Here is a 12,295-nt window from a genome sequence, read left to right on the forward strand (position 1 = left end):
CTCGCCGGCCGGCGGAGGCGTCCGACGGGCTTCCCGCCGTCGGGGAGGAGCGCCCGGCGAGCTGAACCATCCCGGCGCCGGCGCGGTGATCGGCGGTCCGGGCGCGGGCGCGGCGGTGGGCGCGGTCCCCGGGTCCCGAAACGGCGATCATGCAGCCGGCTCGGCAGGTCCGCGGTCAGCGTTCGTGCGTCCCCCGGTGACAGCCCTGACCCGGGGCCGCGCGAACGGTCAGGCTGCCCGCGCCAACTTCTCCAGCCGCCGCTGCGTCGGCCACCGCACGGCGTGGGCCCAGCCGAGCTTCTCGAAGGCCCAGATCACCCTGGCCGAGATGTCGACCTGCCCGCGTTGCACGCCGTGGCGGGCGCAGGTGGGGTCGGCGTGGTGGAGGTTGTGCCAGGACTCCCCGAACGACAGCACGGCCAGGGGCCAGACGTTGCGGGAGTGGTCGCGGGCGGCGAACGGCTGGTCGCCGATCATGTGGCAGATCGAGTTGATCGACCAGGTGACGTGGTGCAGCAATGCCACCCGCACGAGGCCTGCCCAGAACAACGCGGTGACCGCGCCCCACCACGACCAGGTGATCAGTCCGCCGAGGGCCGCGGGCAGCAGCAGCGTGAGCACCGACAACAGGACGAACAGCTTGTCGACCGTGACGATGTCGCGGTCGCGCAGCAGGTCGGGGGTGAAGCGCTCCTCGTTGGTCTGGTCGCGGTCGAACAGCCATCCCATGTGGGAGTGCCAGAACCCCTTGGCGAGTGCCGTGGGGCCGGTGCCGAACAGCCACGGCGAGTGCGGATCGCCCTCCTTGTCGGAGAACGCGTGGTGGCGGCGGTGGTCAGCCACCCACTTGATCACCGAGCCCTGCATGGCGAGGCTGCCTGCCAGCGCCAGCGCCACGCGCAGCGGCCGCTTCGCCTTGAACGAGCCGTGCGTGAAGTAGCGGTGGTAGCCGACGGTGACGCCCAGCCCGCTGATCACGTAGAACACCAGCGCCAGCACGACGTCGGTCCAGCCCAGCCCCCACCCCCAGGCGAACGGGACGGCGGCCAGCAGGGCCAGCAGCGGGACGATCACGAACACGTAGACGGCGATGTGTGGCGCGAGCCCGCGCCTGCCGTCGAGGATCGGCTTGCCCGCGGGCGGGCCGGCCGGGCGGGCCGGGCTGTCGGCAACGGTCATGGACACGCACTCCGGACTCGAGGAAAGGGTCGCCTTACTCCTGTGGTGTCTACCAGGCGATCGGTGCCCGACGACACCACACTCGGGGTGGTACCCCCGACAGGCCGGCCTACAGATCGAGGCCCAGCAGCGCGTTCTCGACGACCTCCGGCAGCGCCGGGTGGATCCAGTACTGCCCGGCCGCCATCTCGTGCGCGCCGAGCCCGAACGACATCGCCTGGATCAGCGGCTGGATCACCGTGGAGGCCTGCGGTCCCATCACGTGGGCGCCGAGGATCCGGCCGGTGCCGCGCTCGGCGAGCACCTTGCAGAAGCCGGTGACGTCCTCCATCGCCCAGCCGTACGCGACGTCGCCGTAGGCCTGCACCTTCGCGGTGTAGTCCAGGCCGGCGGCGCGGCACTCGGCCTCGGTCAGGCCTACCGCAGCGATCTGCGGGTCCGTGAACACGGCGGCGGGCACGAACCGGTGGTCGGTTCGCCGCGGGGTGTCGGGGTGCAGGAGGTTGTGGGCCACGACCTTCGACTCGTGGTTCGCCACGTGCTTGAGCTGGAACGGCGAGCTGACGTCGCCGAGGGCGAAGATCCCGTCGACGGGTGTGCGCTGCTGGTCGTCCACCACCACACGCCCGTCGGCGTGGGTGGGCACACCCGTGCGGTGCAGGTCGAGCCGGTCGCCGCCCGGCACCCGGCCCGTGGCGACGAGCAGCAGGTCGCCGCCCACCGTGGTGCCGTCCGTCAGCTCGACGGCCACCTCGCGCGCGTCGCCGCTCACCCGTGCGACCTCGTGGCCGAGGTGGACGTCCCACCGCTCGTGCGCGACGGCGCTGAACCGCTCGCAGACCGTCTCGTCCTGGGTCCGCAGGAGGCTGCTCCGCCCGATGATCGACACCTGGGCGCCCAGCGCGGAGAACACGTGCGCGAACTCCGCACCGATGTAGCCGCTGCCGACGATGACGACGTGCTCGGGCAGGGAGTCGATCCGCATCACGGTGTCGGAGGTGTGGAACGGGACTCCCGAGGCGGCGACCGGCTCCGGGACGACAGGGCGGCTGCCGGCGGCGATCACGACCCGCTCCGCGGTGAACGCGTCGGTGCCGGAGCCGTCGCTGCGCTCGACCGCGAGCTCCTTGTGCCCGGTGAAACGGCCGTGCCCCTCGTAGACGGTGACGTTGGGGGAGCGGGTCACCCGGTACTCGCGCCCACCGGAGGAGATCGGGTCGATCCGGCCGAAGACGCGGTCGCGGATGTCGCTCCAGCGCACCTTGTCGACGGACGCGTCGATGCCGTACCGGCCGGCGTGGCGGATGCCCTCGGCGAGGTCGGCGGGGTAGACGTACATCTTGGTGGGGATACAGCCGACGTTCAGGCAGGTGCCGCCGAACACCCCGTGTTCGACGATGGCCACGTCGAGGTGGTCGAAGCGGCTGTCGATGATCGAGTTACCGGAGCCGGTACCGATGACGACCAGATCGTGGTGGCGCACCCCCTGAGACTAGGCCGTCTGCCGTGATCAGGGGCGACCGCCGGCGTCCGGGCTCATGGCCGAACGTGTTGGTGGACGCCACGGAGAAGCACCGATGGTCGACGTTGCTCGTCCTCCTCACCGATGGTCTGCGGCGGTCGACAGGTTCTCGACGTCCTGCTGAGCCCTGCCGAGATTGGACCTGGTACGGCAACGGCAGGTGGTCATCTGGTCGGCGACGGCGCCGTTGCCTGGCCTTCCGAGTGAGCTGCGTGGTCCTGGAGTGCCTGGGCGAGGGTTGGGTCCAGACCGGCTGCAAGGAGGTCGGCGCGCGCGAGGATCGCCGGCAGGGGAAAGGTGTGGCTCAGCCCGAACGGCTGCAGTCCGGCCACTGGCGTGCCGTACTGCCTCACGACCCGGCTCAGGTGGAGCGACACAGCCGATGGGCCGACGCTGCGGGCGATGATCGCGCGGACGGCGTCCTCGTACGGGTCGTACCCGGACCGGCCGCCCACCAATCGACGCACCTGGTCCACGACGTGGATCAACCCCTCCAGTCGGGGTAGGTGCGCGATGAGCAGCACGTGATCCCGCCCTCCCTCGCCGATCTCGATCACGCCCGGGTCCGGGCCGAGGGTCACCATCCTGCGATAGCGGGTCGCGCAGAGCGCCTCCAACCCCGGGACCGCGGTCTCAGCGAGGCGCCGCAGAAGCCGATCGAAGTCCACCGGTTCGGCCAGGGGCACTCGCAAAGCGAGGCCGCCGTCGGCGACGAGCCGGTCAGCACGCCGCCGCCGTCGCCGCAACTCTCGCGGCGTGGCGCGGAACGTGAAGGCCATCTGCCGGTTGAACTGGCGCAGGCTCCCGAACCCGGCAGCGAAGGCGACGTGCGAGACCGCCAGGTCGGTGTCGTCGAGCAGGCGTCGGGCGAAGTGCGCCCGCCGCGAGCGGGCGAGCTGATCGGGTGAGGCGCCGATCTGATCGACGAACATGCGGCGCAGGTGGCGAGCCGAGACGCCGAGACGTGCGGCCAGCGCGGCTTCCCCGCCCTCGTCCAGTGCGCCGGCCGCGACGAGTTCGACGGCACGACACACCAGGGCGGACGCTGCGCCTGCCGGCGGTTCCGCGCGATACGGCCGGCATCGGTGACAGGCCCGAAAGCCGGCGGCTTCAGCGCCTGCCGCAGACTCGAACGGCCGCACGTTCTCGCGCCGTGGGCGTCCGGCGCACGACGGGACGCAGTAGATGCCGGTGGTGACTACACCGTGGATCGCCGCCACGTGAGCATTCTGGGGTTCGAGGCGACCCGTGGACCAGACAGATCCGGACAGTCGCGCGGCTCGTCCGGATATGGCGCGATCCGCGTGTTTCCACGTGTCACGGTCTTCGGGTGGACAAGCAGACGAGCACCAGCAAGGACGTGGTCCTGCAAGCGTGGAAGGCGTTCGGGAGCCGGGATCCGGCCAGAATCGCTGATGTCTTCACCGCTGACGCGGAATGGCTCGCGCCACCCGACAATGCGACCGCGCGCGCCCTCGACGGAATGCACCATCTGATCGGCCGGGAGAGGATCGTCCGGTTCCTGGCCGTGGAGTTCCCCGCCGTGTTCGCCGCCGACGTGACTGTTGGGTTCCGGGCGGTCATCGCCGAGGGCGACACGGTCGTCGTCGAGGAGCGGATGTGCGCCACGCTCGCCAACGGCCGGTTCTACGACAACGACTATTGCTTCGTGTTCGAGGTGCAGGACGGCCGGATCCGCAGGGTCCGCGAGTACATGGACACCCAGCGCGGCGCGAAGATGTTCGGCATCGAGGTGACGTGAAGTGGCCAGGGCCATCTGGGCGCGAAGACCGCGTTCATGGTCCGCGGGACGCGGCCCGACCCGCCGCAGGTGCCCGTCGCCGAGAACGGGGGCAGCGTCGCACGGCCAGTCGCACGGCCGGCGTCGGCGCGCCTCACCCCGTCTGGTAGGCAAGCGGGATGACGAGCGAGGCGATGCCTGCCACCGTGCACCGTTCCTGGGCGGCCGACCTCGGCACCGGCACCCTGTACGAGATCCTCCGGCTGCGGGTCGACGTCTTCGTCGTCGAGCAGGCGTGCCCGTACGCCGAGCTCGACGGGCGTGACCTGGATGAGCGCACCCGGCACTACTGGCTGGGTGGCGACGGGCACCCCGAGCCGGTGCTCGGGTGCCTGCGGCTGCTCGAGGAGCGGGGCGGCGAGTACCGCATCGGGCGCCTGTGCACCGCGCGGTCGGCGCGCGGCCGCGGGCTGGGCAAGCGGTTGATGGAGGCGGCGCTGGCCGAGGTCGGCGACGCCGAGTGCGTGCTGGACGCGCAGGAGCACCTCGCCGACTTCTACCGCGGGTTCGGCTTCGCCCCGAGCGGCCCCGTCTACGACTGGGACGGGGTGGCGCACGTGCCGATGCGCCGTGAACGGCGCTGATCCACCTCCCCCTACCGTGATCGGTACCTGACGCGCCGTGTCCTGTTCAGCACGGCGGGTTGCGGGATACTTCGCGGACGGGCAGGCCGCACGCGAGCGGAGTGCCGATGGGAGGGAGCAGGCAGATGACGGAGGACCCGACGCGGGCCACCGCACGGCCGGTCGACCGGGACGTTCCCGCGCACGGCCGGGTCGGTCCGGCGGACCCGCACGCCGACCCGGCGACGAAGCCGACGCTGCGACCGGCGGACGGGCCGGTCCCCGAGGGGCCCACGGTGCCGACGCCGGGCGCGCCCACCCACGACGAGCACACCCGGCCGACCCCCGTGGGCCGCAGCCGCACGGGCGGCCTGTGGACCTCCCTCATCCTGTCCGCGCTGGTCCTGCTGTTCCTGCTGATCTTCATCCTGCAGAACAACGTGCCGGTGCAGATCAACTTCCTCGGCCTGTCCGGCACCCTGCCCACCGGCGTGGCGCTGTTGTTCGCCGCGATCGCCGGGCTGCTCCTCGTCGCGATCCCCGGCGGGTTGCGGATCCTGCAGCTGCGCCGCGCGGCGCGCCGCCACTGACGTGATGCGGATCGCGGGCCGCCCGCTCCCGGTGGTCGGCCGCGCCCGAATGTACGTCTGCGGCATCACGCCCTACGACACCACCCACCTCGGGCACGCGGCCACGTTCGTGTGGGCCGACGTCGCCGCGCGCGTCCTGCGCCACCTCGGGGTCGAGGTCGAGGTGTGCCGCAACGTCACGGACGTCGACGACGTCCTGGACGCGGCCGCGGCCCGGATCGGCGCCCGGCCCGACAGCTTCGCCGCCGTCCAGCAGTTCCGCTTCGACCAGGACATGGGCGCACTCGGGGTGCGGCGGCCGGCGCACGAGCCGCGCGCGCACACCCACGTGCCGCAGGTCGTCACGCTGGCAGCGGCGCTGCTCGAGGTGGGGGCCGCCTACCGCCGTGGCGGCACCGTCTGGTTCCGCGGGGCGGACGTTCCCGCGCGGGCCGGGCTCGACCTCCACACCGCGGGCGCCCTCGCGTCCGAGTTCGGGCAGTACTTCGGGCACGACGCCGCCGAGCACCCGGCGGACGTGCCGCTCTGGCGGGAGGCGCAGCCGGGTGAGGCGGCCTGGCCGAGCCCGTGGGGCGAGGGCCGCCCCGGGTGGCACGCCGAGTGCGCCGCGATGGCACTGACCACCCTCGGCCCCGCGCTCGACCTGCACGCCGGGGGCGCCGACCTGCGGTTCCCGCACCACGCCTACGAGTCCGCCATGGCCGAGGCGCTGACCGGCGTCCGGCCGTTCGCCCGCGCCTGGATGCACGTCGGCACGGTGCGGGTGGGCGGGGTCAAGATGGCCAAGTCCACGGGGAACCTCGTGCTGGTGTCCGACCTCGCCGCCGACCATCCGGCAGCGGCGCTGCGCCTGCTGCTGGTGGACCGCCTGTGGGCCCAGGAGTGGGACTACACGCCCGATGCGCCCGCGGCGGCCGGCGCCCGGCTGGAGCGGCTGTATTCGGCGGCGGCGCGGGGCGCGCGGGACGACGGCTCGGCGGCGGCCGGCGCCGTCATGGCGGCGCTGCTCGACGACCTCGACGTGCCCGCGGCCCTCGCGGTCGCGGAGGAGGCGGGCGGCGCGGCCGCACGGCTGGCGCTGTCGGTCCTCGGCCTGACCTGACCCCGGCCGCCGCGTTCCGCGAGTCGCCCGTCCCCGCCGCGCAAGTCGGGGCGTACGCGTGCGCGAGTCGGGCCGTACGGGCGCGCGAGTCGGGCCGTACGCGTGCGCGAGTCGGGCTACCCGGGGTTCTGCAGAAGCGCCCTCGATCGCGTCCAGCGCCCGACTCGCGCACCTTCAGGCCCCGACTCGCGCACCTTCAGGCCCCGACTCGCGTGCCGCGGTGTGCCGACCCGCGCACGCCGAAGGGCCCGGCCCGCGCGCAGCGAGCCGGGCCCTCCGGTGGATACTCAGGCGGCGGTGTCGCGCCGCCGGGACCCGCCGGGACGACGGCTGGGACCGCCGCGGCCCTGCCCTGCGCCGCGGGAGCGGCGCCCGCTGCCGCGCGGGTTCTGCGCAGGCTTGGGCGGCTCCACGATCGGCACGCCCGACGGCTGCCGGGCTCCCGTGATCCGCACCAGATCCGCGTCGCCCGGCAACACCTCGGTGTTGTGGGCCCGGACCCCCGCGAGGCGGGTGAGCCGGTCGACGTCGCGGCGCTCGGTGGGCGTCACCATCGTGACGACCGTGCCCGAGTCGCCCGCCCGGGCCGTGCGGCCCGCCCGGTGCAGGTAGTCCTTCGGGTCGGCGGGCGGGTCGACGTGCACGACGAGGCTGACGTCGTCGATGTGGATGCCGCGCGCGGCCACGTCGGTGGCCACCAGGACGGGCGTGCGCCCCTCCTTGAACTCGGAGATCGCCCGGTTGCGGGCGTTCTGGGCCTTGCCGCCGTGCAGCGCGCCCGCGGCGATGCCGTCGCGGCGCAGCAGCTTCACCAGCCGGTCGACGCCGTGCTTGGTGCGCACGAACAGGATCGTGCGGCCCTCGCGCGCCGCGATCTCGGCCACCACCCGCGGCTTCGCCGTGGCGTCGACGTGCAGCAGGTGGTGCTCCATCGTCTCCACCTGCGCCGTGGACGAGGCGATCGAGCGCGTGACCGGGTCGGTGAGGTACTGCCGCACCAGCGTGCCGACGTCCCCGTCGAGCGTGGCGGAGAACAGCAGCCGCTGCCCGTCGCCCGGCGTGAGATCGAGGATCTTGCGGACCTGGGGCAGGAACCCCATGTCGGCCATCCGGTCGGCCTCGTCGATAGCGGTGACGGCGACCTGCGAGAGATCGCAGGTGCGCTGGGTGGTGTGGTCGGTGAGACGGCCCGGCGTGGCGACCAGCAGGTCGATGCCGCGCTGCAGCTCGGCGGCCTGCCGGTTGAAGGACATGCCACCCACCACCGAGGTGGTGGTGAGGCCGAGCGCCTTCGCGAATGGAGCGAGCGCGTCGACGACCTGCGTGGCGAGCTCGCGGGTGGGCACCAGCACGAGACCGCGCGGAGCGCGCGCCTGTGCCCGGCCGCCGGCGAGCCGGGACAGCAGCGCGAGACCGAAGGCCAGGGTCTTGCCGGAGCCGGTCTGGCCGCGGCCGAGCAGGTCACGCCCGGCGATGGTGTCCGGCAGGGTCGCGGCCTGGATCGGGAACGGCTCGGTGAAGCCGTTCGCGGCCAGCGCACGGACCACCGGCTCGGGGAGCCCGAGCTCAGCGAACGACGGCATGCCCGTCTCGGGGACGGTCCACAGCACCTCGGGGGGTGCGGCGGCCGCGAGAACGGGCGCGCCGGCGCCACGGGAGCGGCTCCGGGTGGAGCGGGGGCGGCCGCCGTCGGAACGACGGGACCGCGGGTTCGCCGAGAATTGCGCACGGCGAGAAGATGACGGGAAAGACAAGCGAACCTCCGGGACGTGGCACGTCGCACGGAGAAGCAGTGCCGAGATGACGGCAGCTGAGATCTCAGAGACGAGCCCGGGCGCAGGTGTTGCGCCCTGATGGGTACTGCGGGGCGCGCCCGATTCAGGGCCGTGTCGGCCGGGCGCTCGTGATCGATTCTAGCGGACCGCTCGGCCACACGGTGCCGTTCGGGCGCTTACCAGTCCGACGTTGATGCCCCCGGGGGCATTCCCACCGTGACGCGCAACTCCTCGAGGAGCGTCTCGGGCTGCCCCACCTCGGGCGGCAGACCGCGCGCGACGAACCACTCGCCGATCCGCCGGACGTCGCGCGCGAGGAACTCGGGCCCCTGCGGATTCCCGATCACGTCCACGACCTGCGGAAGGTCGATGAGCACGAGCCTGCCGTCGTGCACGAGCAGGTTGTAGGCGGACAGGTCGCCGTGGGTGAGGCCGTGGCGGGCCATCCCCAGCAGGGCGTCGACCAGCTGGTGCCAGAGATCACACAGCTCCTCGGCGCCGGGACGCAGCTGGGCGAGCCGTGGGGCCGCCGCGCCGTCCGGTGACCCGACGAACTCCAGCAGCAGCTCGGTCCCCAGCGCCTGGACGGGGTAGGGCACGGCGATCCCGTCGGCCCAGAGCCTGCTGAGGGCGGCGAACTCCGCCCCGGCCCAGCGACCGGCCAGCACGTCCCGGCCGAACGCGGTGCGGTTCGCCATGGCCCGCATCTCCCGGGAGCGGCGGACCTTGCGGCCCTCGAGGTAGCCGGCGTCCCGGTGGAACAGGCGGTGCTCCGCGGTGCGGTACCGCTTCGCGGCCAGCAGCGTGCGCCGCCCGGTGCCGGGCACCGCCCGTTCGACGAGGTGGACGTCGGCCTCCTTGCCGGTCTTCAACACGCCCAGCTCGGTGTCGACCGCGGCATGCTCGGTGACCACCCACGGCGGGCGCGGGTCCGGGCCGTGCTCGGCGCCGGTCCAGGTGGACCAGCGATCGCCTTCCGGCGGCCCGTCGGGGTCCGCACCCGCGCGCTCGTCGAGAGCGGCGAGGTCGGGACAGGTGCGCAGGTGGCGCGGTTCGTCGTCGAAGCGGCGGCGCCGCCGCTTCCGGGAAGGTTCGGGAAACGAGTCGTACTCGCGCAACGCGGGGTCTCCTGCAGCGGTGGCCCCGCGGACAGCGTCAGCGCGAGGCGGCGATCGGACGGGGGCGGACCACGTCCAGGACAGTGATGGACACGTCGCACACCTCCTCGTCGATCGGGCCGGCGCACCGGCGGTTGCGCGGAAACGATGCCGCGCCCGTTGCAACGACACAAGGCATTTACGCCACCGCCCGCGAGTCGCCACGCAGTGGCGGGCGAGTCGGCACGGAACGGCGGGCGAGTCGGCACGAACTGGCTGCCGTGTGCGCTCAGGCCGGAACGATGATCTCCAGGGCGGGGCCGCGCCGCTCCACCCGCATGCCGGCGCGCCGGGCGACCGCGGCGACCCCTGCGGCGTCCGTGGGCTCGGCGCGGCTGCCGGCGAGCACGCGCGCCAGCCTGCCCTTGTGGGCCTTGTTGAAGTGGCTCACCACCGACCGGGAGCCGTCCGGGCGCTCGGACAGCACCGTGGCCGTCACCGCCCCCGGCACCTTGGCCAGCGCGGCGTACGAGCCCGAGCGCAGGTCGACGACCAACTCCTCGGCGGCGAGCGCGGCGAGGACCGGTTCCAGGACGGGCTTCCAGCGGGCGGCCAGCGTCGGGGCGCCGGGCAGCGCCGAGCCCGCCGACAGCCGGTAGGCCGGCACCGGGTCGTCGGCGCGGAGCAGCCCGAACAGCGCCGAGCCCACTGCCAGGCGGGCGCTCGCCCTGGCCGCCGCGGCGCCGCGCAGGGACCCGACGTCGAGGGCGTCGTACAGCACGCCCGTGTAGCGGTGGAGCGCCGGCATCGTCGGGGAGGCCCACAGTGCGGCGTTGCGGGCGACCTCGGCGTCCTGCTTCGGGGAGAGCCCGAGCGCGGCGCGGCTCGCGGTCACGTTCGCGGCCAGGTCGACGAGCTCGTCGACCAGCGCCTTGCGGCTGGGGTCGAGCTCGGGGTGCGACAGCGCCTCCAGACGCAGCGGCGGGCCGTCCCCGCCGTCGCGCTTGGTCTCCGACGGCGGCAACAGCACGAGCACGCGCGGCAGGGTAGCCCCGCCCTCCCCACCCGGTCGGGCCCACACCCCGGGCGGCTGTTGTGCCTCGGTGACCGCGTGGCTACCGTCGCCGCGTGATCTCCCTCGTGGCGCGTCGGCACGTCGACCTCATGCCCATCGCGAGCGCGTCCTGTCGCCAGGGTCGCTGACTCGTTCCCGGCGGCTCCCTCCCGCCGTTCCCACGAAATCCCCCAGGAGAGCAACGTGTCCGAGAACTGGTCGTTCGAGACCAAGCAGGTGCACGCCGGCGCCACGGCCGACCCCACCACCGGTGCCAGGGCGACGCCGATCTACCAGACCACGTCCTACACGTTCCGCGACACCGACCACGCCGCCGCGCTGTTCGGGCTCAGCGAGCTGGGCAACATCTACACGCGGATCATGAACCCGACACAGGACGTGCTGGAGCAGCGTGTCGCTGCTCTGGAGGGCGGCATCGCCGCGGTCGCGTTCGCGTCCGGACAGGCGGCGCAGACGCTCGCGCTGCTCAACATCGCCGAGGCCGGCGACCACATCGTGTCGAGCTCGTCGCTCTACGGCGGCACGTACAACCTGTTCCACTACACGTTCCCGAAGATGGGCATCGAGGTCTCGTTCGTCGACGACCCGGACGACCTCGACTCGTGGCGCGCCGCCGTGCGGCCGAACACCAAGGCGTTCTACGCCGAGACGCTGGGCAACCCCCGCGGCAACGTGCTCGACGTGCGTGCGCTGGCCGACACCGCCCACGAGGCGGGCCTGCCGCTGGTCGTCGACAACACCGTGCCCACGCCCTACCTGCTGCGGCCGATCGAGCACGGCGCCGACATCGTGGTGCACTCGGCCACGAAGTTCCTCGGCGGGCACGGCACCGCCATCGGCGGCGTCGTCATCGACTCCGGGCGCTTCGCCTGGGGCGACCACGCCGACCGCTACCCGGGGCTGACCACGCCGGACCCGAGCTATCACGGGTTGAACTACTGGGAGGCGCTCGGCCCCCAGTCCTACATCATCAAGCTGCGCGTGCAGCTGCTGCGCGACCTCGGGCCGGCGATCGCCCCGCAGAACAGCTTCCTGCTCATCCAGGGCATCGAGACGCTGTCGCTGCGGATGGAGCGCCACGTGCAGAACGCCCAGGCGCTCGCCGAGTGGCTGGAGGCGCGCGACGAGGTGGGGAAGGTGCACTACGCGGGCCTGCCGTCGAGCCAGTGGCACGGCCTCGCGCAGAAGTACCTGCCCCGCGGTGCGGGCGCCGTGGTGTCGTTCGAGATCACCGGCGGTGTGGAGGCGGGCAAGAAGTTCGTGGACGCGCTCGAGCTGCACAGCCACCTGGCCAACATCGGCGACGTGCGCAGCCTCGTCATCCACCCGGCCAGCACCACCCACAGCCAGCTCTCCGGCGAGGAGCAGCTGGCCACCGGGGTGAGCCCCGGTCTGGTCCGCCTCTCGGTGGGCCTGGAGGGTCTCGAAGACCTGAAGGCCGACCTCGAGGCCGGTTTCCGCGCCGCGAAGGGCGCGTGAGGGCTGGTTGCACGCCCGGGCCATCGGCGGCGACCTGAGTGCGCCGCCCGAGCTCCCTCCCGCCAGCGGCGCCTGGCGGGAGGGGGACTCCCCCGGCCGCAGGCAGCGGGTG

Annotated in this window: 11 protein-coding genes; 5 read left to right on the forward strand and 6 right to left on the reverse strand. The window is 73.2% G+C overall.

Annotation, left to right across the window (positions count from 1 at the left end; genetic code table 11):
- Nucleotides 1–228 precede the first annotated feature (228 nt).
- The 3 genes from KME75_RS35085 to KME75_RS35095 form a co-directional block, all read right to left on the reverse strand.
- Nucleotides 229–1,179, reverse strand: coding sequence for an acyl-CoA desaturase (locus KME75_RS35085; RefSeq protein WP_219419245.1), 951 nt, complete (start codon nt 1,177–1,179; stop codon nt 229–231).
- 109 nt (nt 1,180–1,288) lie between these two features.
- Nucleotides 1,289–2,662: a mycothione reductase gene (locus KME75_RS35090; RefSeq protein ID WP_219419246.1), complete on the reverse strand. Its 1,374-nt coding sequence runs from the start codon at nt 2,660–2,662 to the stop codon at nt 1,289–1,291.
- 203 nt (nt 2,663–2,865) lie between these two features.
- Entirely contained in the window at nt 2,866–3,921 is a 1,056-nt protein-coding gene (locus KME75_RS35095; RefSeq protein ID WP_219419247.1) for a helix-turn-helix domain-containing protein, read from the reverse strand.
- A 110-nt stretch (nt 3,922–4,031) separates the two neighbouring features.
- Here KME75_RS35095 and KME75_RS35100 point away from each other — a divergent pair, with 110 nt between their 5' ends.
- The 4 genes from KME75_RS35100 to KME75_RS35115 all read left to right on the forward strand — a co-directional run bounded on the left by KME75_RS35100 (nt 4,032) and on the right by KME75_RS35115 (nt 6,757).
- Nucleotides 4,032–4,463 (forward strand): nuclear transport factor 2 family protein, encoded by a 432-nt coding sequence (locus KME75_RS35100; protein WP_219419248.1) that lies wholly within the window; start codon nt 4,032–4,034, stop codon nt 4,461–4,463.
- A gap of 158 nt (nt 4,464–4,621) precedes the next feature.
- Nucleotides 4,622–5,086 (forward strand): GNAT family N-acetyltransferase, encoded by a 465-nt coding sequence (locus tag KME75_RS35105; RefSeq protein ID WP_219419249.1) that lies wholly within the window; start codon nt 4,622–4,624, stop codon nt 5,084–5,086.
- Between the two features lie 125 nt (nt 5,087–5,211).
- Nucleotides 5,212–5,655 carry a LapA family protein gene (locus tag KME75_RS35110; RefSeq protein ID WP_219419250.1) on the forward strand — a complete coding sequence of 148 codons (444 nt, stop codon included), beginning with the start codon at nt 5,212–5,214 and terminating at the stop codon, nt 5,653–5,655.
- Between the two features lie 4 nt (nt 5,656–5,659).
- Complete coding sequence (locus KME75_RS35115; protein WP_219419251.1) at nt 5,660–6,757, forward strand: cysteine--tRNA ligase; 1,098 nt, start codon at nt 5,660–5,662, stop codon at nt 6,755–6,757.
- Between the two features lie 287 nt (nt 6,758–7,044).
- Here KME75_RS35115 and KME75_RS35120 read toward each other — a convergent pair whose 3' ends face one another.
- The 3 genes from KME75_RS35120 to yaaA form a co-directional block, all read right to left on the reverse strand.
- Entirely contained in the window at nt 7,045–8,340 is a 1,296-nt protein-coding gene (locus KME75_RS35120; protein WP_219419252.1) for a DEAD/DEAH box helicase, read from the reverse strand.
- A 368-nt stretch (nt 8,341–8,708) separates the two neighbouring features.
- A complete protein-coding gene (locus KME75_RS35125) occupies nt 8,709–9,650 on the reverse strand; it encodes a serine protein kinase RIO (protein ID WP_219419253.1) in 942 nt (313 codons plus the stop codon).
- A gap of 268 nt (nt 9,651–9,918) precedes the next feature.
- Nucleotides 9,919–10,665, reverse strand: a complete 747-nt coding sequence (gene yaaA / locus KME75_RS35130) for a peroxide stress protein YaaA (protein WP_219419254.1) — start codon at nt 10,663–10,665, stop codon at nt 9,919–9,921.
- A 222-nt stretch (nt 10,666–10,887) separates the two neighbouring features.
- On the opposite strand from yaaA, the gene KME75_RS35135 reads away from it, so the two are divergent.
- Complete coding sequence (locus KME75_RS35135) at nt 10,888–12,183, forward strand: bifunctional o-acetylhomoserine/o-acetylserine sulfhydrylase (RefSeq protein ID WP_219419255.1); 1,296 nt, start codon at nt 10,888–10,890, stop codon at nt 12,181–12,183.
- The last annotated feature ends 112 nt before the right edge of the window (nt 12,184–12,295 follow it).

The sequence above is a fragment of the Pseudonocardia nigra genome (genome assembly GCF_019396355.1).
GTDB classification, from domain to species: domain Bacteria; phylum Actinomycetota; class Actinomycetes; order Mycobacteriales; family Pseudonocardiaceae; genus Pseudonocardia; species Pseudonocardia nigra.